The organism is Marinactinospora rubrisoli (assembly GCF_042664915.1).
In the GTDB taxonomy this organism is placed as follows: Bacteria; Actinomycetota; Actinomycetes; order Streptosporangiales; family Streptosporangiaceae; genus Marinitenerispora; species Marinitenerispora rubrisoli.
The window spans coordinates 130,084-150,079 of sequence record NZ_JBHTBH010000011.1 but is presented as its reverse complement, the minus strand read 5'-3'; the positions used below and the strand labels follow the sequence as shown (position 1 = coordinate 150,079).

Annotated in this window: 16 protein-coding genes and 1 riboswitch; of the genes, 11 read left to right on the top strand and 5 right to left on the bottom strand. The window is 73.2% G+C overall.

The genetic code is table 11. The features are described 5' to 3' along the window. Positions 1 to 37 precede the first annotated feature (37 nt). Positions 38 to 1,162: a glycine oxidase ThiO gene (gene thiO, locus ACFQRF_RS21695; protein WP_379873057.1), complete on the bottom strand. Its 1,125-nt coding sequence runs from the start codon at positions 1,160 to 1,162 to the stop codon at positions 38 to 40. 78 nt (positions 1,163 to 1,240) lie between these two features. Next, a riboswitch (TPP riboswitch) is annotated at positions 1,241 to 1,353 on the bottom strand. A 120-nt stretch (positions 1,354 to 1,473) separates the two neighbouring features. Between thiO and ACFQRF_RS21690 the strand changes: the two genes are divergently transcribed. Next, positions 1,474 to 1,833 carry an Rv2175c family DNA-binding protein gene (locus ACFQRF_RS21690; protein ID WP_379872986.1) on the top strand — a complete coding sequence of 120 codons (360 nt, stop codon included), beginning with the start codon at positions 1,474 to 1,476 and terminating at the stop codon, positions 1,831 to 1,833. A 95-nt stretch (positions 1,834 to 1,928) separates the two neighbouring features. Here ACFQRF_RS21690 and ACFQRF_RS21685 read toward each other — a convergent pair whose 3' ends face one another. Next, positions 1,929 to 3,128: an MFS transporter gene (locus tag ACFQRF_RS21685; RefSeq protein ID WP_379872985.1), complete on the bottom strand. Its 1,200-nt coding sequence runs from the start codon at positions 3,126 to 3,128 to the stop codon at positions 1,929 to 1,931. A 96-nt stretch (positions 3,129 to 3,224) separates the two neighbouring features. Here ACFQRF_RS21685 and ACFQRF_RS21680 point away from each other — a divergent pair, with 96 nt between their 5' ends. The 4 genes from ACFQRF_RS21680 (at position 3,225) to ACFQRF_RS21665 (ending at position 8,071) form a co-directional block, all read left to right on the top strand. Further along, positions 3,225 to 3,572: an ArsR/SmtB family transcription factor gene (locus ACFQRF_RS21680; protein ID WP_379872984.1), complete on the top strand. Its 348-nt coding sequence runs from the start codon at positions 3,225 to 3,227 to the stop codon at positions 3,570 to 3,572. Positions 3,573 to 3,641: 69 nt separating this feature from the next. Beyond that, positions 3,642 to 4,295 (top strand): thiamine phosphate synthase, encoded by a 654-nt coding sequence (gene thiE, locus ACFQRF_RS21675; protein ID WP_379872983.1) that lies wholly within the window; start codon positions 3,642 to 3,644, stop codon positions 4,293 to 4,295. A 972-nt stretch (positions 4,296 to 5,267) separates the two neighbouring features. After that, the gene (locus ACFQRF_RS21670; RefSeq protein WP_379872982.1) at positions 5,268 to 6,923 is read left to right on the top strand and encodes a long-chain fatty acid--CoA ligase; all 1,656 of its coding nucleotides are present in this window, start codon (positions 5,268 to 5,270) and stop codon (positions 6,921 to 6,923) included. A 263-nt stretch (positions 6,924 to 7,186) separates the two neighbouring features. Then, the gene (locus ACFQRF_RS21665; protein WP_379872981.1) at positions 7,187 to 8,071 is read left to right on the top strand and encodes an SDR family oxidoreductase; all 885 of its coding nucleotides are present in this window, start codon (positions 7,187 to 7,189) and stop codon (positions 8,069 to 8,071) included. 23 nt (positions 8,072 to 8,094) lie between these two features. Here the strand turns inward: ACFQRF_RS21665 and ACFQRF_RS21660 are convergent, their stop codons facing one another. Further along, positions 8,095 to 9,165, bottom strand: a complete 1,071-nt coding sequence (locus ACFQRF_RS21660; protein WP_379872980.1) for a polyprenyl synthetase family protein — start codon at positions 9,163 to 9,165, stop codon at positions 8,095 to 8,097. A 158-nt stretch (positions 9,166 to 9,323) separates the two neighbouring features. Here ACFQRF_RS21660 and metF point away from each other — a divergent pair, with 158 nt between their 5' ends. Continuing rightward, positions 9,324 to 10,277, top strand: coding sequence for a methylenetetrahydrofolate reductase [NAD(P)H] (metF, locus tag ACFQRF_RS21655; RefSeq protein ID WP_379872979.1), 954 nt, complete (start codon positions 9,324 to 9,326; stop codon positions 10,275 to 10,277). On the opposite strand, the gene ACFQRF_RS21650 is transcribed toward metF, so the two are convergent. Beyond that, on the bottom strand, positions 10,195 to 10,806 hold the full coding sequence (locus ACFQRF_RS21650; protein WP_379872978.1) for a GNAT family N-acetyltransferase: 612 nt from the start codon (positions 10,804 to 10,806) through the stop codon (positions 10,195 to 10,197). The two genes, metF and ACFQRF_RS21650, sit on opposite strands and share 83 nt — an antisense overlap. 465 nt (positions 10,807 to 11,271) lie before the next feature. Then, the gene (gene bldD, locus ACFQRF_RS21645) at positions 11,272 to 11,766 is read right to left on the bottom strand and encodes a transcriptional regulator BldD (protein WP_379872977.1); all 495 of its coding nucleotides are present in this window, start codon (positions 11,764 to 11,766) and stop codon (positions 11,272 to 11,274) included. Between the two features lie 540 nt (positions 11,767 to 12,306). Here bldD and pyrR point away from each other — a divergent pair. The 5 genes from pyrR (at position 12,307) to carB (ending at position 19,951) form a co-directional block, all read left to right on the top strand. After that, positions 12,307 to 12,960, top strand: coding sequence for a bifunctional pyr operon transcriptional regulator/uracil phosphoribosyltransferase PyrR (gene pyrR / locus ACFQRF_RS21640; RefSeq protein WP_379872976.1), 654 nt, complete (start codon positions 12,307 to 12,309; stop codon positions 12,958 to 12,960). Continuing rightward, the gene (locus ACFQRF_RS21635) at positions 12,960 to 13,895 is read left to right on the top strand and encodes an aspartate carbamoyltransferase catalytic subunit (RefSeq protein WP_379872975.1); all 936 of its coding nucleotides are present in this window, start codon (positions 12,960 to 12,962) and stop codon (positions 13,893 to 13,895) included. Before pyrR ends, ACFQRF_RS21635 begins: the two co-directional genes overlap by 1 nt. 13 nt (positions 13,896 to 13,908) lie before the next feature. Continuing rightward, the gene (locus tag ACFQRF_RS21630) at positions 13,909 to 15,207 is read left to right on the top strand and encodes a dihydroorotase (RefSeq protein ID WP_379872974.1); all 1,299 of its coding nucleotides are present in this window, start codon (positions 13,909 to 13,911) and stop codon (positions 15,205 to 15,207) included. A gap of 121 nt (positions 15,208 to 15,328) precedes the next feature. Beyond that, positions 15,329 to 16,456: a glutamine-hydrolyzing carbamoyl-phosphate synthase small subunit gene (gene carA / locus ACFQRF_RS21625; protein ID WP_379873056.1), complete on the top strand. Its 1,128-nt coding sequence runs from the start codon at positions 15,329 to 15,331 to the stop codon at positions 16,454 to 16,456. Positions 16,457 to 16,639: 183 nt separating this feature from the next. Next, complete coding sequence (gene carB / locus ACFQRF_RS21620) at positions 16,640 to 19,951, top strand: carbamoyl-phosphate synthase large subunit (RefSeq protein WP_379872973.1); 3,312 nt, start codon at positions 16,640 to 16,642, stop codon at positions 19,949 to 19,951. Positions 19,952 to 19,996 lie beyond the last annotated feature (45 nt).

Genomic DNA, 19,996 nt, shown 5'->3' with positions numbered 1-19,996 from the left:
TTCCTTGCGGTGCGGGTGCCGCCGCCCGCGGGCCGGGTCAGGCGGCGCTGCGCGCCGTCCGGCGGGTGGCGGCGAACGGGCGGGCGACGTCGGGCAGCTCGCCGTCGGCGAGCGCCGCCGCCATGGCGTCGCCGGTGACGGGGGTGAACAGCACGCCGTGCCGGAAGTGGCCGACGGCCAGCTGCAGCCCCGGCACGTGGGTCGGCCCGAGCAGGGGTTCGTTATCGGGGGAGCCGGGGCGCAGGCCGACGCAGGTCTCCGCGATCTCCAGCTCGCTGACGCCGGGCACGAGCTCGTGCGCGTCGCGCAGCAGCTCCCAGACGCCGCCGACCGTGAGCCGGGTGTCGTGGCCGGCCTCCTCCTGGGTGGCGCCGAGCACGATCTCGCCGTCGTCGCGGGGCACCAGGTAGACGGGCCCGCCGCGGACCAGGCCGCGGACGGTCCGCGAGACGATCGGAGGCTCCCCGGCGGGCGTGCGCAGCCGCAGCAGCTGGCCCTTGACGGGCCGCAGCTCGGGCAGCACGTCCTCGGGGATTCCGCCGATGGAGCCGCTCCACGCCCCGGCGGCGAGCACCACCTGTGGCGCCGACAGTTCGGAGGGTGCAGCGGCGCCGGTGCCGGCCGGGCGCGCCAGCCGGACGCCGCGTGCCGCGCCTCCGGCGCACTCGACGGCGGTGACCCGGGCGGGCACCAGGGTGACGCCGCGCCGGACGGCCGCCGCGCGCAGCGCCGCCAGCAGCCGGCGCGGGTCCACCGAGTGGTCGTCGGGCGCCAGGAACCCGCCGCGCACCGAGGGCGCGAGCATGGGCTCCAGCCGCCGGCACTCCCGGCCGGTGAGGCGGCGGGTGGCGATGCCGAGCCGGGCCCGCAGGTCGCCGAGGTCGGCCAGCCGGGCGAGGTCGTCGGTGTCGAAGGCCACCTGCAAGGTGCCGCCGGTGCGGTAGCCGGGGTCCAGGCCGCTGTCGGCGGTCAGCTCCGCGACGAAGCCGGGGTAGCGCTCCCGGGCGGCGAGGCCGAAGCGGGTGAGCCGGTCCTCGCCGTAGCCGGCCTCGGTGGCGGGCGTCAGCATCCCGGCCGCCACCACGGACGCGGCGTTCCGGTGCTCGGGCCCGACCACGGTGACACGCAGGCCGCGGCGGGCGGCCCGCCACGCCGTGACCATCCCGATCAGTCCGGCGCCGACGACGATGACGTCGGATTCGGCGGTGTTCGCGGGCGTGGCGTGGTTTGATGGGGACGGCACGATGCCAGCTCCACTCCCTTCGCCGGTATGACCCGGATCAGGTTCGTGCGGTCGGAGGCTGCCAGCCTCCCTCTCAGCCGGGTCCCTACCCGGCTCCCGCGGGGACGTCGCTGCGGTCCATGGTAGATCCCGGCCGCCCGGCGGGCCAGGGCGGGGGTGTGCGCTACGCCCACAGCGATAACCAGCCGGTCGGCGTTTGGAATCAGCCGGTTTGTGGGACATTGACGGACGTGACACAGATCGACCGTGACACGGACGCCCTTGTCGGCGAGTGGCTCACCCTGCGTGAGGCGGCCCAGGCGCTCGGAGTCAGCCCGAACCGCGTGAAGCAGTTCATCCGCGACCACAAGCTTCTCGGCGCCACGCGCGCGGGGGAGGTCTCGGTCCCCGCGGCCTTCATCTCCGGCGGCGACGTGGTCAAGGGGCTGCCGGGCACGCTGACGGTGCTGGCCGACTGCGGGTTCACCACCGACGAGGCGCTGCGCTGGCTGTTCACGTCGGACGACACCCTGCCGGGCGCCCCGATCGAAGCCATCATGGCCAACCGGGGCACCGAGGTGCGCCGCCGCGCCCAGGCGATGGCGCTCTAGCTCCCGGCCCCGGCCGGCGGTGGAGGGCGGACGAGACGGACCCCGCCGCGCGGACGGCGTGCCCGGACCGGGCGCGGCGCCCGCGCGGCCGGGCGTCAGCGCGGCGGACGCCGGTCGACGAGCACCAGCAGCAGGCCGACGAGCAGCACCGCGGCGGCGGGATAGCCCAGCTGGGACGCGTCCAGCCAGGTCAGCGCCGCGCCGCCGGTGACACCGCCGAGTGATATCCCGGCGTACAGGGCGGCGCTGTTCAGGCCGAGCAGCACGGCGGCCGAGCCGGGGTCGACCGCGACGGCGCGTTGCTGCTGCGGCACGGTCACCAGCCAGGAGACCGCACCGAACAGCATCATCCACACCACCGCGGCGGGCATGGCCGTGGTCGCGGCCTGCAGCGCGAGCGTGAGGACGACCAGCAGCGGCGCCGCCACCAGCACCACCGATCGCGGGCCGCGTGCGTCGGCGAGCCGCCCGGAGACCACGTTCCCGGCCACGGCCATGAGCCCCCAGACCCACAGCAGCGCGGTCATCGCACCGGCGCCGCCGGCGGCCGGGCCGAACACCGCGCCCACGTAACTGAAGACCGTGAAGCAGCCCCACAGGAGGAACAGGGTCTGCGCCGCGACCAGCAGCAGCCGCCGGTTCCCCAGGGGACGCAGCCGGGCCGCCAGCCCGACGGCGGGCAGCCGCACCCCGCGCGGCATCCGCAGCAGCGCCACCACCGCGGCCACGGCGAGCCCGGCGACCAGCCACAGCGATGCGCGCCAGCCCAGCGTCGTGCCCAGCCAGGTCCCGAGGGGGACGCCGAGTGCGGTGGAGGCGGTCATGCCGCCCACGACCACCGCCATGGCGCGCCCCTGGTAGGCGGCCGGGCTGAGGACGCCGGCCATGGCGCTGGCGTTGGGCGAGTACATCGCCGCCCCGGCGGCGGCGAGGCCCCGCGATAACAGCAGCACGGGATAGTTGGGGGTCAGTGCCGACACCGCGTTGCCGATCGCGAAGACCACCAGCGCGGCCACCAGCACCGTGCGCCGGTCCAGCCGTCCGGTGACCGCGGCCAGTACGGGGGACAGCACCGCGTAGCACAGCGCGAACACCGTGAGCATCTGCCCGGCGGCGGTGACGCTGACCCCGACGTCCGCGGCGATGCCGGGGAGCACGCCGGAGGTGACGAACATCGCGGTGCCGACGGCGAAGGAGCCCACGGCGAGCGGGAGCAGCCGGACGACGGAGAAGCGTTCCGGCCGGCCGGGCGCGGCCGTGGCCGATGGCGGGAGGCCGGTGGTGGAGGCGGTCACAGGACTTCCTTTGTTTGGCTACCATCAAACAAAGCGAGAGCATCACACGGTAGTTTGATGTTTGTCAAACAATCGGCGGGAGGGTGTCCTGATCCCATGAACCACCTCTTCCAGCCCGCACCGGAGGAGATGCGGCTCCCCCAGGTCCTGGCCGCCCTCTCGGACCCCGTGCGGCTGCGCCTGGTCGCCCAGATGGCCGACGGCGCCGAGCGCACCTGCGGGGTGGAGGCGTGGGACGTGCCGGTGCACAAGTCGACGCTCTCCCACCACTTCCGCGTGCTCCGCGAGGCCGGTGTCACCCGGACCCGCATCGACGGCCGCAGCCGCTGGATCCGGCTCCGCCGCGCCGACCTGGACGCCCGGTTCCCGGGGCTGCTCGACGCGGTCCTCGCGTCCCTGGCGGAGGAGACCCGCGACGACCCGGCCGACGCGGCGGCGGGCTGACCCCGCCGCGCGACGGCCCGGCCGGTCCCGGCCGCCCGGCCGGCCACGCCGGGCGTTACGCTGGCCGACGTGAGCGCTACGGATCTCCGGGACCGCCTGGCCGCCGCCCGCCTCTACCTGTGCACCGACGCCCGCAGCGAGCGGGGCGACCTCGCCGACTTCCTCGACGCCGCGCTCTCCGGGGGCGTGGACGTCGTCCAGCTACGGGACAAGAGCCTGGAGGCCCGGCAGGAGCTGGCCGCGCTGGAGGTCGTGCGCGCCGCGTGCCGCCGGCACGGCGCGCTGTTCGCCGTCAACGACCGCGCCGACATCGCCCGGGCGGCGCGGGCCGACGTGCTGCACCTCGGCCAGAACGACCTGCCGGTGCCCCACGCCCGCGCGATCATCGGCGACGAGCCGCTGATCGGCCGGTCCAACGACACCCCCGCCCTCGCCGCGGCGTCCGCCGCGCAGCCGGGAGTCGACTACTACTGCGTCGGTCCCGTGTGGGCCACCCCCACCAAGCCGGGCCGCTCGGCGGCCGGACTCCCGATCGTCGAGCACGCCGCGGCGCTGGGCACCGCGCGGCCGTGGTTCGCCATCGGTGGCATCGACCTCGGCAACCTCGACCAGGTGATAGCGGCCGGCGCCCGGCGGGTGGTCGTGGTCCGGGCCATCACCGAGGCCGCCGACCCGCACGCCGCCGCCGCCGAGTTCCGGCGCCGGCTCGCCGAGACCGGGTAGAACGCCGGCGGAGGGCGCTCTGTTCGGTGGTCACCAGCGACCAGTGACCGTCCGGCCCGGGGTACCCGATCGGCGGGTTGCGCCGGGTCACCGCGTGGGTGCGCGGGCGGGTGCGGTCCGCCGGGGGCCGCCGGAGGCCGCTCGGAGGGTCCGCGCGTCGCCGGTCCGTGTTCGTCGTCGGGCATGGGGTGGGTGCGCGCGGCCCGCGCGTGCGGGGAGCACCCGCGCAAGCACTACGTCCTGATAACGGGATGGGGACCATCCCCGCGCGTGCGGGGAGCACATGTAGCGGGCCTTCGGGGTCCCACTGAGCATGGGACCATCCCCGCGCGTGCGGGGAGCACAGGGACTAGCAGGGGACTTCCACGAGGGCGGTGGGACCATCCCCGCGCGTGCGGGGAGCACTCTTACTGACCTGCGACGTTATCAGCGCGGAGTCTCGTTTTCGACCACTTTCCCAATGAAGGGTGACTCAGCCAGCCCCGGAGGACCCAGCCTCGCCCTCAGCGACGTTGACGTGAACGGTACGTCCCGCGCCCGGCCGGGGACGTGCGCGCACCGCCCGGCGCGTGATGCCGCGCCGGATCGGCCGCGCGGATGTTCCCGGATGGCCGCGCGGGCGGACCGGGGCGGTCCCCGGGACGTCGGCGATCCAGCCTCGACCGCAGCGCCGCGCCGCACGCCCCCGGGGCCGTGCGGCGCGCACCTGTCAGCGGTTCCGTCGGCCGGGGGCTGGTCGATGCCGGCCGGGGCGGAGCCCTCATGGTCGCCGTGCGCGATGGGAAAGGGCATCGGTGGTCACGTACCGTTCCCCGGCGCCGCTCGCCGGGTCCGCAGCACGTTCGCGGAACTCCCGTCCAGCGGCCGGACCCGCCGTTCGTTAGCCAACCGTCATTGCCGGCCGGGTACCCCGCAACGCGGGAGCCTCCTACCCTCGTGGCATCGATCACAACGGCCGATCCGGGAGGGTACATGCGCAGCACCATGCAGGACGTCCCGCTTTCCGTCGCCGACCTGGTCCGCCACGGCACCACGGTGCACGGCGCCGCCGCCGTGGTCACCTGGACCGGAGGCGAACCGCGCCGCAGCAGCCTCGCGGCGGTCGGCCGGCGGGCCGCCCAGCTGGCGCACGCCCTGCGCGACCTCGGGGTCACCGGCGACCAGCGGGTCGCCACGTTCCAGTGGAACAACCAAGAGCACCTGGAGAGCTACCTGGCCGTTCCCGCCATGGGGGCGGTGCTGCACACCCTCAACATCCGCCTGAACCCGGACCAGATCGCCTACGTCGCCGACCACGCCGAGGACCACGTGGTGATCGTCGACGCCTCCCTGCTGCCCGTCCTCACACCGGTGCTGCCGCGCCTGACGACCGTGCGGCACGTCGTCGTGGCCGGTGGCGGCGCGGAGGACCTGCCCGCCCCGGAGTCGGTGCCCGGCGGTGTCCAGGTGCACCGCTACGAGGACCTGCTGGCCGGGCGGCCCACGGAGTTCGACTGGCCCGTCGTGGACGAACGCGACGCCGCGGCGATGTGCTACACCTCCGGGACCACGGGTGACCCCAAGGGCGTGGCGTACAGCCACCGCTCGATCTGGCTGCACTCCATGCAGGTCTGCATGACGGACGGCCTGCTGGTGCGCCCCGACGATCACGTGCTCGCGGTGGTCCCGATGTTCCACGCGATGTCGTGGGGCCTGCCGTACGCCGCGCTCATGGTCGGCTGCTCCCTGGTGCTCCCCGACCGTTTTCTGCAGCCCGGCCCGCTCGCGGACATGATCGCGGCCGAACGGCCCACCCTCGCCGCCGCCGTGCCGACCGTCTGGCAGGGACTCGTGCGCGAGCTGGCGGACGTCCCGCGCGACGTCTCCTCCCTGCGGCAGGTGGTGATCGGCGGCGCCGCCTGCCCGCCGGCGTTGATGCGGGTCTTCGAGGAGCGGTACGGCGTCCCGGTCCTGCACGCGTGGGGCATGACCGAGACCTCGCCGCTGGGCACCGTCGCGCACCCGCCGCCCGGCTCCGAGGGGGAGCGCCGGTGGTCCTACCGGCTCAGCCAGGGGCGGTTGCCGGCGAGCGTCCGGGGCCGGCTGGTCGGCCCCGACGACCGCCCGGTGCCGAACGACGGCCACAGCGTGGGCGAACTGGAGGTGCGCGGGCCGTGGGTCACCGGCCGCTACCACGGGGACGCCGGGGAGACCGGCGAGGCAGCCGCCGCGGACCGTTTCCACGACGGCTGGCTGCGCACCGGTGACGTCGGAACGCTGTCCCCCGACGGCTACCTCCGGCTGACCGACCGGTCCAAGGACGTCATCAAGTCCGGCGGGGAGTGGATCTCCTCGGTGGAGCTGGAGGGCCGCCTCATGGCGCACCCCGACGTGCGCGAGGCCGCCGTGATCGCCGTCCCGGACGAGACGTGGGGGGAGCGCCCCCTCGCGGCGGTGGTCCTGGAACCGGGGGCCACGGTGGAGTTCGCGGAGTTGCGGGACTTCCTCGCCGAGCACGTCGCCCGCTGGCAGCTTCCCGACTGGTGGGCCGTGGTCACGGAGGTGCCGAAGACGTCGGTCGGCAAGTTCGACAAGAAGCTGATCCGGCACCGGCACGCGGAGGGGGAACTGGTGGCGGTCCGGCTCTGAGGAGCCGTCCGGCCCGGGGCGCCGCCGCCCGGCGGCGCCCCGGGAGGAGATTGCCCCATTTTGCGAATCTACTTGATAAAGGACGGGCTTAGGGGGCACGGCCCGAAATCGGCGGACGTGGGAGGTCGCCGGACCGAAACCAGCTGCATGCCGGAAATAGCGGCGCATGGTGCGCCACATCCCAGGGAGAAGTCGGGACCAACCGGTTCCTTCCGCGTGCCGATCGCGGCCTCCGCCGGTCCCGTCGCCGAAGATAGGGAGTCATGGGCGACGACCAGTCAGCAGCACACGTCATCGGAGTCACCGGTGCCACCGGAGCCGTGGGCGGCAGGGTGGCCAGCCGGCTCGCGAAGCGCGGCGCCACCCAGCGACTCGTGGTCCGCGACCTCAACCGGGCTCCTGAGCTGCCGGGCGCCAGCGCCGCGATGGCCGCCTATGAGGACACCGCCGCCTTCCAGCGTGCCGTGCGAGGCGCGGACACCCTGTTCCTGGTCTCGGCCGGGGAGGACCCCGACCGGGTCCAGACGCACATCAGCGCGGTTGACGCCGCGATCGAGGCCGGGGTCACGCGCATCGTCTACCTGTCGTTCCTGGCCGCCGGTCCGGCGGCCACCTTCACCTTCGCCCGGGACCACTTCTTCACCGAGGCGCACATCCGCTCCACCGACGTCGCGCACACCTTCCTGCGTCCCAGCCTCTACCTCGACCTGGTGCCGCGCTGGGCCGACGAGTCCGGGCTGGTCCGCGGCCCGGCCGGCCAGGGCCGGGTCGCCTGGGTCTCACGCGACGACATCGCCGATGTGGCCGTGGCGGTGCTGCTCGGCGGCCCCGAGCACGACGGGCGGACCTACGACGTCACCGGCCCGGAGGCGGTGACCCTCGGGCAGACCGTCGACCGGCTCTCGGCGCTGACCGGCAAGCCGCTCCGCTACCTGCCCGAGACGTGGGAGGAGGCACTGGAGTACCGGCGGGCGTCCGGCGCACCGGAGTGGCAGATCGAGGGGTGGGCCAGCAGCTACGCCGCGATCGCCCGCGGCGAGCTGAACGTGGTGAGCACAGCGGTGGCGGACCTCACCGGCCACCCGGCGCAGTCCATCGAGGGCTTCATCCGCCGCAACCCGAGCGCGTGCGGGCACGTCCACAACTGACCGCCGCGCAGCCGTGCCGCCCGTCAGTGCTTGCGGGCCGTGGCCGCCACGATGAGGTCGGCCAGCGCGGAGCGCGCGTCGTCGGCGATCGCGTCGGTCTGCAGCGCCGTGGTCGCCTCCTCCACGTAGCGGTCGATCCGGCGTTCGCAGGCCGCCAGCGCGCCGCTGTCGGTGATGACGTCGCGCATCCACCGCACCGCCTCCGCCGACAGCTCCGGGTCGCCGAGGCGGCGGCGGAACTCCGCGGCCTCGGCGGCGGGGGCCAGGCGCAGGGTCTCGGCCACGAGGATGGTGCGCTTGCCCTCGCGCAGGTCGTCGCCGGCCGGCTTGCCGGTCTGCGCGGGGTCGCCGAAGACGCCGAGCACGTCGTCGCGGAGCTGGAAGGCGATGCCGAGCGGCATCCCGTACGCGCTGTAGACCGGCGCCAGCTCCGCGTATCGGCCGGCGAGCGCGGCGCCCAGGTGGAGGGGACGCTGGATCGTGTACCGGGCCGCCTTGTAGCTCATGACGCGCAGCGCGGCGTCGACCGTGTCGGCCCTGCGGGCCTGTTCCACGAGGTCGAGGTACTGGCCGGCCATGACCTCCGAGCGCATGCGGTCGAAGGGCGCGCGGCCGGCCCGCAGCGCGGGCTCCGGCAGGCCGCTCGACTGGTACATCTCGTCGCACCAGGCGAGGCACAGGTCGCCGAGCAGGACCGCGGCGCCCTGCCCGAAGGCGGTGGAGTCGCCGCTCCAGCCGGACGCGGCGTGCAGCGCCGCCAGCCGCCGGTGGGTGGCCGGCAGGCCGCGGCGGGTGTCGCTGTTGTCGATGACGTCGTCATGGATGAGGGCGCACGCCTGAAGGAACTCCAGCGCCGCCGCCGCGGTGTAGATCTCCGGGACCTCGGAGCCGCCGGCGCCGCGCCAGCCCCAGTAGCAGAACGCCGGGCGGATCCGCTTGCCCCCGGCCAGCATGGCCTCCAGCGCGTCGATGACGGGGGCCAGCTCCTCGCCGATCTCCAGCATCTCGGCGCGGCGCCGCTGCACGAAGCCGGAGAGCTCGGCGTCCACGGCCGGCCGCACGAAGGTGACGGGGGACGAATGCGAGGAATCCATGCTGGCAGCGTATCCTCCCGCGGTCGCTCTCCCCGCCGGGCGACCCGGTGGCGGTGGAGGGAACGCGGCGGGCGCGGTCCACGCCGGACCGTGGCCCCGACCCGTCCTCAGCCGTTCCGCAAGGGCTCCCATCAGCCTCGTGATTTACAGTTGGACGCATGCTTGGGTCACCGACACGTCCTGGCGCCGCGCCGGGAACCGCCACTCGCCCCCGCCGCATCAGCGACCTCCTCACCGCCGGGAAACCCACCTTCTCCTTCGAGTTCTTCCCGCCGAAGACCGCGGAGGGGCAGCGCAAGCTGTGGCGGGTCATCCGGGAGATCGAGGCGCTGCAGCCGTCCTTCGTCTCGGTGACCTACGGGGCCGGCGGCGGCACGCGTGACCGCACGGTGGAGATCACCGAGCGCATGGCGACCGACACCACACTGCTGCCGGTCGCGCACATGACGGCGGTCGACCACTCCGTGCGGGAGCTGCGGCACCTGATCGGGCGGTTCGCGGGGGTGGGAGTCGGGAACATGCTCGCGTTGCGCGGTGACCCGCCGGGCGACCCGCTGGGGGAGTGGGTGCCGCACCCGGAGGGCCTGACGTACGCCGAGGAGCTCGTCCGGCTGATCAAGGAGAGCGGCGACTTCTGTGTCGGGGTCGCGGCGTTCCCGTACAAGCACCCCCGCTCGGTGGACGCCGACACCGACGCCGACTTCTTCGTGCGCAAGTGCCGGGCCGGGGCCGACTACGCCATCACCCAGATGTTCTTCGAGGCCGACGAGTACCTGCGGCTGCGGGACCGGGTCGCGGCCCGCGGCTGTGACGTGCCGATCATCCCCGAGATCATGCCGGTGGTGAAGCTCGCCACCATCGAGCGGTCCGAGCAGCTGTCCGGTGCCCCGTTCCCGCGCCGGCTGGCCGCCGAGTTCGAGCGGGTGGCCGACGATCCGGAGGCGGTGCGCGAGCTCGGCATCGAGCAGGCCACCCGGCTCTGCGAGCGGCTGCTCGACGAGGGCGCGCCCGGAATCCACTTCATCACGTTCAACCAGTCGACCGCGACCCGGGAGATCTACCAGCGGATCGCGGGTGCGGGGCAGCCGGCAGCGGCAGCGGCGCGGCCATGATGGTGAACGGCTGGTCGGGGCTGCCGGGGAAGCGGAAGTCGGTCAGGACCTCGGTGAAGCCGCACGAGCGGTAGAGCGCCTGGGCCCGGGTCGGTCCGCTGTGCGTGGACAGCACGGCGGTGGGTTCGGGCCGGTCGGCGGTGAGCGCTTCCAGGATCCGCCGGCCGATGCCGCGCCCCTGCCATTCGGGGAGCACGTGCAGTTCGGCGATCTCGAACGCGTCGCCGAACCAGCGCCGCTCGGCCTCGGGGTCGCGCCGCCGCAGTTCGTCGCTGATGACGTCGTGCCACCACTGCCCGTGCCGGCCGTGGAAACCGTAGCCGAACCCGACGGCGTTGCCGTCGCTGGTCCGTACGGCGGTGAACGACCGGAAGCGGGGATGGCCGGCGTGCCGCTCCATGATGGCCCGGCGTCCGGTCAGCTGGTCGCGGGGCGGGTCCATGGCGGCGCGGTACACCTCCAGCAGCGCCGGCAGGGCACGGACGAAGGCGGGGGCGGCGAGCTCCCACAGGTCGATCTCGGTCTGCACAGCGCCACACTACGGCGCCCCGGTGGATTCGCCGGGCTCCGCCGCCGCGCGTCGCCCGCGCCGGGCGGCCGGGGGAGCGGGCCGGCGCGGGGAGGGGGGCACGCCGGCACGACGATTGACGGACGCCTGTTCGAGGGGTACTTTGGTGTCTATCGAACGCATGTTCGATGGGTGGTTACGGCCCTTCGGGGCTCGCTCCGGTCACCCGGAGCGGGAGCGGTCGGGCGGGGGGAGGGGAAGCCTCTCGCTCGACCGTGTCCACTTGTTCGTCCAGCCGGGTCCGGGACCCGGCGCCCCGTGTCATCCGCGTGTCCCGGTCGCGCCGTGACTCCCCGTCCCCCGTCGCGCGGTGCCGATGGGGGTGGCGTGAACCGACCGGGCGCCGGCCCTTCCGCGTGGGCATCCCCGGGGCAGGGGGGACGCCACCTGCCGTTGAAGAAGAGGCCCCTGCAGAATGGCCGGGACCTAGAACGCGTCCACGGCGCGGCGTGCCTCCGGGTCGAGGACGCCCCAGTTGATGAGTTCCTCGGTCAGGTCCGCGGGCGAGCGGTCGTAGATGACCGCCAGCGAGCGCAGGTCCTCCTGGCGGATGGACAGCACCCGGCCGTTGTAGTCGCCGCGCTGGCTCTGGATGGTGGCGATGTAGCGCGCGAGCGGTCCGGCCTTCTCCTGCGGCAGTTGCTGCATGCGCTCCAGGTCGATGACGAGCTTGGGCGTGGGGCCCAGCGGGGTCGGAGCGGCGCCGCCCGGAAGCAGTTCCGACATCGGGACGCCGTAGAAGTCGGCCAGCTCGGCGAGCTTCTGGACGGTGACGGCGCGGTCACCGCGCTCGTAGGAGCCCACGACGACGGCCTTCCAGCGTCCGTGGGACTTCTCCTCGACCCCGTGCAGGGACAGACCCTGCTGGGTCCGGATGGCGCGCAGCCGCGCGCCAAGGGATTTCGCGTATTCCGATGGCATCTTCTTCGTCGCTCCCCGGCCATGAATGGTGGTGGTGTGGGCGGAGCGGTCCCGGTGCCCAGCGGCCACTGGGTCACGCGGTTCCGGCAGCCGCCCCGGAAACTCGTGATGATTCGGTTGTCTCGCGGGGGCGGCGTGCAGCTGTCCCACCCAGATTGGTTACGGACAGTGACCGTAAGGCGGTGGCGACGCCAGGTCAAGCCGTTAGGCGAAAACGCGACTAATCAGTGGCCAAACTGTGCGTAGGTGAGGGGTCTCTCATACCGCAACCAAATAGGACACAATGTCTGGTCACGGAGCGTCGAAAACGCCCGTTGCGCAAGGACTTTGGGGATCTGGGGGTGGTTCCGGGGCGCATCGCACGAACGGGATGCCGACTCCCGGACCCGGGAAATCAAGAACCCTGGCTGTGTTGAGAGTCACAATCCCGCCGGGAACGCCGGCCCACCCCGTCGGGGCCTCAAGATCACGCTGGTAGCGTGAAAGACGTTCGACGTCCTTTAACGACCTGTCCCGTGAGGCAGGGAAGGAGGTCATCTCATGCATGCCCGAAAGCATGCGGAAGGTGGCAGTAGCAGCACCGCCGCCGGACCGCCCTCGCGCGCGGACCTCGGCGACGCACGGGCCGTTCTGGAAGGCCCCGAGATCAATCGGGCACTGACCCGCATCGCGCACGAGGTGCTGGAACGCACCAAGGGCGCCACCGACATCACCCTCCTGGGCATCCCCACCCGCGGCGTCCCGCTGGCCCGCAGGCTGGCCGGGCGCATCACCGATGTCGAGGGCCAGGCCATCCCCTGGGGATCGCTCGACATCACCATGTACCGCGACGACCTGCGGCTCGCCCCCGCCCGCGCGCTGGGCCGCACCGAGATCCCGGCCGAGGGGGTCGACGGCCGCGTCGTCGTCCTGGTGGACGACGTGCTCTTCTCCGGCCGCACCGTCCGTGCCGCGCTCGATGCCCTCAACGACATCGGCCGGCCGCGCGCCGTCCAGCTCGCCACGCTCGTCGACCGCGGCCACCGCCAGCTCCCGATCCGCGCCGACTACGTGGGCAAGAACCTGCCCACCTCGCTGCGCGAGACGGTCACCGTCCTGGTCGAGGAGCTCGACGGCCGCGACGCCGTGCTGCTCGGCCCGGCGCGGCCCCGCGCCGGCCGGCCCGCCGCAGAGACCGGTGAGGGGGAGGACTGATGCGCCACCTGCTCTCGGCGGGAGACCTTTCCCGTGACGAGGCCACCCTCGTACTCGACACCGCCCGCGAGCTGGCCCAGGTCAGCAGCCGGTCGGTCAAGAAGCTGCCCACCCTGCGCGGGCGCACCGTGGTCAACCTCTTCTACGAGGACTCCACCCGCACCCGCATCTCCTTCGAGGCCGCCGCCAAGCGGATGTCGGCCGACGTCATCAACTTCTCCGTCAAGGGCTCCAGCGTCTCCAAGGGAGAGAGCCTCAAGGACACCGCGCTGACGCTGCAGGCCATGGGCGCCGACGGCGTCGTCATCCGGCACGGCGCCTCCGGAGCCGCCCGGCGGCTCGCCGGCTGGGTCGACGGCGCGGTCATCAACGCCGGTGACGGCACCCACGAACACCCCACCCAGGCGCTGCTGGACGCCTACACGATGCGCGAGCGCATGGGCCGGCTGGAGGGCCTGCGGGTCGCCATCGTCGGCGACGTCCGGCACAGCCGGGTGGCCCGCTCCAACGTGCTGCTGCTGCACACCCTGGGCGCCGAGGTGACCCTCGTGGCGCCGCCCACCCTGCTGCCGGTATCGGTCGGCACCTGGCCGTGCGGCGTGAGCTACGACCTCGACGAGACGCTGCCCAAGAGCGACGTCGTGATGATGCTGCGGGTGCAGGCCGAGCGCATGCGGGCCGCCTTCTTCCCGAGCGCGCGCGAGTACAGCCGGCGCTACGGGCTGGACCGTGACCGCTTCGCCCGGCTGCACGACGACGCGATCGTCATGCACCCCGGCCCGATGATCCGCGGCATGGAGATCTCCGCCGAGGTCGCCGACTCGCCGCGCTCCACCATCACCGAGCAGGTCGCCAACGGCGTGAGCGTCCGGATGGCGGTGCTCTACCTCCTGCTCGGCGGCTCGGAGTCCGCGATCGGGCACAACGGCAGCTAGGAGACCCCACCCCATGACCCACGACCGCACCATCCTGATCCGCGGTGCCCGCCTCCTCGGCGCGGAACCGGCCGACATCCTGATCCGCGACGGCCGCATCGCCGCGGTCGGCCCCGGCGCCAGTGGCGCCGACGCGGACGAGACCGTCGACGCGCACGGCCTCATCGCGCTGCCCGGCCTCGTGGACCTGCACACCCACCTGCGCGAACCCGGCCGCGAGGACGCCGAGACCGTGGCCAGCGGCGCCAGGGCCGCCGCGCTGGGCGGCTACACGGCCGTGCACGCCATGGCCAACACCGATCCGGTGGCCGACACCGCCGGAGTCGTGGAGCAGGTCTGGCGGCTCGGCCGCGACGCCGGCCACTGCGACGTCCAGCCGGTCGGCGCCGTCACCCAGAACCTCGACGGCGCGCATCTGGCCGAACTGGGCGCCATGGCCGACTCCATCGCCGGGGTCCGCGTCTTCTCCGACGACGGCATGTGCGTCTCCGACGCGCTGCTCATGCGGCGCGCGCTGGAGTACGTCAAGGCGTTCGACGGCGTCGTCGCCCAGCACGCCCAGGAGCCGCGGCTCACCGAGTCCGCGCAGATGAACGAGGGCGTGGTCTCCGACCGGCTCGGGCTGGCCGGCTGGCCCGCGGTGGCCGAGGAGGCGATCATCGCGCGCGACTGCCTGCTCGCCGAGCACGTCGGTTCCCGGCTGCACATCTGCCACGTCTCCACCAAGGGGTCCGTGCAGATCCTGCGCTGGGCCAAGAGCCGCGGCTGCGACGTCACCGCCGAGGTGACGCCGCACCACCTCCTGCTCACCGACGACCTCGCCGAGAGCTACGACCCGATCTACAAGGTCAACCCGCCGCTGCGCACCGCCGAGGACGTGGCGGCGCTGCGCGAGGCACTGGCCGACGGCACCATCGACTGTGTGGCCACCGACCACGCGCCGCACCCGAGGGAGGCCAAGGAGACCGAGTGGGCCAACGCGGCCATGGGCATGATCGGCCTGGAGACCGCGCTCTCGGTGGTGCAGCACACCATGGTGGACACCGGCCTGCTCGACTGGGCCGGGGTGGCCGAGCGGATGTCGGCGACCCCCGCGCGCATCGGCCGTCTCGCCGGGCACGGCCGCCCGCTGCGGCCCGGCGAACCCGCGAACGTTACCCTGTACGACGCGGCCGCGACCAGGGAGATCGACCCGGCGGCGATGGCGTCCAAGAGCGGCAACACCCCGTACCGGGGCATGACCCTGCCCGGCCGAGTGGTCGCCACTTTCCTGCGGGGCACCCCGACGGTCCTCGATGGGAAGATCCAGTGACGGAAGAGAAGAACGCGCGCAGCGCCGGGTTCGTCGGCGGCGGAGTGAGTGAGGGCCGGTGAGCGACCAGGTGGTGCGCGGCCGTCCCGCGGAGGAAGAGAAGAACGTGCAGATTCCCGCGATGCTGGTGCTCGAAGACGGCCGCGTCTTTCACGGACGCTCGTTCGGAGCCGAGGGTGAGACGTTCGGCGAGATCGTGTTCAACACCGGTATGACCGGCTACCAGGAGACGCTCACCGACCCGTCCTACCACCGCCAGATCGTCGCCATGACGGCGCCGCACATCGGCAACACCGGTGTGAACGACGACGACCCCGAGTCCGGGCGGATCTGGGTGGCCGGCTATGTGGTGCGTGAGCCGGCGCGCATCCCGTCGAACTGGCGGGCGCGCCGCACCCTGGACGAGGAACTGCGCCGTCAGGGCGTCGTGGGGATCGCCATGCCCGGCACCCGGGCGCTCACCCGGCACCTGCGGGACCGCGGGGCCATGCGCGCCGGCATCAGCACCACCGAGACCGATCCGGAGCGGCTGCTGGCGCGCGTGCTGGACAGCCCGCAGATGGCGGGCGCCGACCTGTCGTCCGAGGTCACGACCACGGAGCCCTACACCGTCCACCCGCCGGAGGGCGTGCCGACCCGGTTCACGGTCGCCGCGGTGGACCTCGGCATCAAGGCCATGACCCCGCAGCGGCTCGCCGAGCGCGGCTGCGAGGTGCGGGTGCTCCCGGCCACCGCCACCGCCGAGGAGATCCTGGCCCTGGACCCCGACGGCGTGTTCTTCAGCAACGGGCCCGGCGACCCGGCCACGGCCGACGGCCCGGTAGCGGCGATGCGCGGCGTCCTGGAGGCCGGCACGCCGCTGTTCGGAATCTGTTTCGGCAACCAGATCCTGGGCCGGGCCCTCGGCCTGGGCACCTTCAAGCTGCGCTTCGGGCACCGCGGGGTGAACCAGCCGGTGCGCGACGTGCACAGCGGCCGGGTGCACATCACCAGCCACAATCACGGCTTCGCGGTCGACGCGCCCGTCGACGGCCCGTTCGAGACGCCGTACGGCCGGGCCGAGGTCAGCCACATCGACCTCAACGATGGCGTGGTCGAGGGCCTGCGGCTGCTGGACCGGCCGGCCTTCAGCGTCCAGTACCACCCCGAGGCCGCCGCCGGGCCGCACGACGCCGCCGAGCTGTTCGACGAGTTCTGCGCCCTCATGGCCCGTGAGAAGGGCGCGGTCCCCACCGGGGCCGCCCGGTGAGCGGCGTCCCGCCTCGCCACCACGCCGCCGGGCGCGCGGCGGTCCGGGGCACGCCCGGTCCGCTCCGGCCCGGCCGGTCCCGGAGCGCGCCGGCCCCGATCGCCATGCCCGCCGGCCCTGCCGTCTTCCGCGCCGCGCGGCCCCGTGCCGCGCGCCGTGCCACCGTCATCATCCGAGGGAACAATGCCGCGCCGCAGTGATCTGTCTTCCGTACTCGTGATCGGCTCCGGCCCGATCGTCATCGGCCAGGCGTGTGAGTTCGACTACTCCGGCACCCAGGCGTGCCGGGTGCTCAAGGCCGAGGGCCTGCGCGTCATTCTGGTGAACTCCAACCCGGCCACGATCATGACCGACCCGGAGTTCGCCGACGCCACCTACGTCGAACCCATCACGCCCGAGATGGTCGAGAAGATCATCGCCAAGGAGCGCCCGGACGCCCTGCTGCCCACGCTGGGCGGCCAGACCGCGCTGAACACCGCCGTCGCGCTGCACGAGGCCGGCGTGCTGGACAAGTACAACGTCGAGCTGATCGGCGCCAACATCGACGCCATCCAGGCCGGTGAGGACCGCGACACCTTCAAGGGCATCGTGGACCGGATCGGCGGCGAGTCGGCCCGCTCGCGGATCTGCCACACCCTTGAGGAGTGCCTGGCCGCCGCCGACGAGCTCGGCTACCCGGTCGTCGTGCGGCCCTCCTTCACCATGGGCGGCGCCGGCTCGGGCTTCGCGCACGACGCCACCGAGCTGCGCCGCATCGCCGGCCAGGGACTGGCGCTGTCGCCGACCACCGAGGTGCTCCTGGAGGAGTCCATCCTCGGCTGGAAGGAGTACGAGCTGGAGCTGATGCGCGACGGCAAGGACAACGTGGTCGTCGTCTGCTCCATCGAGAACCTCGACCCGATGGGCGTGCACACCGGCGACTCGATCACCGTCGCGCCCGCGATGACGCTCACCGACCGCGAGTACCAGCGGCTGCGCGACATCGGCATCGCGGTCATCCGCGAGGTCGGCGTCGACACCGGCGGCTGCAACATCCAGTTCGCCGTGAATCCCGAGACCGGGCGCATCATCGTCATCGAGATGAACCCGCGGGTGTCCCGCTCCTCCGCGCTTGCCTCCAAGGCCACCGGCTTCCCCATCGCCAAGATCGCCGCCAAGCTCGCGGTGGGCTACACCCTGGACGAGATCCCCAACGACATCACCGCCGAGACCCCGGCCAGCTTCGAGCCGAGCCTGGACTACGTGGTGGTGAAGGTGCCGCGGTTCGCGTTCGAGAAGTTCCCCGGCGCCGACCCCGGCCTCACCACCACCATGAAGTCGGTGGGCGAGGCCATGGCGATCGGCCGTTCCTTCCCCGAGGCGCTGCAGAAGGCCATGCGGTCCCTGGAGAAGAAGGGCGTGGGCCTGACCTGGGCCGGGCCGGCCGGTGGCGAGGAGGAGAAGCAGGCGCTGCTGCGCGCGGCGGCCACCCCCACCGAGCACCGGCTGCGCCAGGTACAGCAGGCGCTGCGCGCCGGGGCGACGGTGGCCGAACTGCACGAGGCGACCCGCATCGACCCGTGGTTCCTCGACCAGCTCATGCTGCTGGAGGAGACCGCCCGTGAGCTGGCCGCCGCCCCCAAGCTGGAGGCGGGCCTGCTGCGCGCGGCCAAGCGGCTCGGCTTCTCCGACCTCCAGATCGGGGAGATCGTCGGCAAGACCGAGGAGGTGGTGCGCGAGCTGCGGCACGCCCTCGGCGTCCACCCGGTGTACCTGACCGTGGACACCTGCGCCGCGGAGTTCGCCGCCCGCACGCCCTACCTGTACTCCAGCTACGACGAGGAGACGGAGGTCCCGCAGGGCGAGCGCCCCAAGGTGATCATCCTGGGCTCCGGGCCGAACCGCATCGGCCAGGGCGTGGAGTTCGACTACAGCTGCGTGCACGCGTCCTTCGCGCTGGCCGAGGCCGGCTACGAGACGGTCATGGTCAACTGCAACCCCGAGACCGTGTCCACTGACTACGACACCAGCGACCGGCTGTACTTCGAGCCGCTCACGCTGGAGGACGTCCTGGAGGTGGTGCGCGCCGAGCAGCTCACCGGCGAGGTGGTCGGGGTCGTCGTCCAGCTGGGCGGCCAGACCCCGCTGGGCCTGGCGCGCGAACTGAAGCGGGCCGGCGTGCCGATCGTGGGCACCAGCCCGGAGAGCATCGACCTGGCCGAGGACCGCGGCGCGTTCGGCGAGGTGCTGGACCAGGCCGGGCTGCCGGCGCCCAAGCACGGCATGGCGCAGTCCTTCGAGGAGGCCAAGAACGTCGCCGACGAGATCGGCTACCCGGTGCTGGTCCGGCCGTCCTACGTGCTGGGCGGCCGGGGCATGGAGATCGTCTATGACGAGGACATGCTGCGCGACTACATCGAGCGCAACGCCGAGGTGAGCACCGAGCACCCGGTGCTGGTCGACCGGTTCCTGGACGACGCGATCGAGATCGACGTCGACGCCATCTTCGACGGCACCGAGCTGTACCTCGGCGGCATCATGGAGCACATCGAGGAGGCCGGCATCCACTCCGGCGACTCGGCGTGCGCGCTGCCCGCCATCACGCTGGGCGGTGAGGACGTCGAGCGGATCCGCGCCTCGACCGAGGGCATCGCCCGTGGCACGGGCGTGCGTGGGCTGCTCAACGTCCAGTACGCGCTCACCTCCGGCGTGCTCTACGTCCTGGAGGCCAACCCGCGCGCCTCGCGGACCGTGCCGTTCGTGTCCAAGGCGACCGCGGTCCCGCTGGCCAAGGCGGCGGCCCGGGTCATGCTCGGCGCCACGATCGCCGACCTGCGCGCCGAGGGGCTGCTGCCCGCGCACGGCGACGGCGGCACGCTGCCGCTGGACGCGCCCATCGCGGTGAAGGAGGCGGTGCTGCCGTTCAACCGCTTCATCGACCGCCAGGGCGAGGGCGTCGACACCGTGCTGGGCCCGGAGATGCGCTCGACCGGCGAGGTCATGGGCCTGGACGCGCAGTTCGGGGCGGCCTACGCCAAGTCGCAGCTCGCCGCCTACGGTTCGCTGCCGACCTCGGGGCGGGTCTTCGTCTCGGTCGCCAACCGGGACAAGCGCTCGGCGATCTTCCCGGTCAAGCGGCTGGCCGACCTCGGCTTCGAGATCCTGGCCACCGAGGGAACGGCGGTGGTGCTGCGCCGCAACGGCGTGCACGCCACCGTGGTCCGCAAGCACAGCGCGGGTCCCGGTCCCGCCGGGGAACCGACTATCGTGCAACTCATCCACGACGGCGGCGTGGACCTCATCGTCAACACCCCCTTCGGCGGTGCCGGGCAGTCCGGCCCGCGGCTGGACGGCTACGAGATCCGTACCGCCGCGGTCGTGCGCGGGGTGCCCAGTGTCACCACGGTGCAGGGACTGGCCGCCGCGGTCCAGGGCATCGAGGCTCTGGTGCGCGGCGACGTCGGCGTGCGCTCCCTCCAGGAGCACGCCGAGGCGCTGCGCGGGGGCGAGGGCTGACCGAGGGCGCGGGCGGCGCTGGCGCCCGCGCCGAGAGACGCCGAG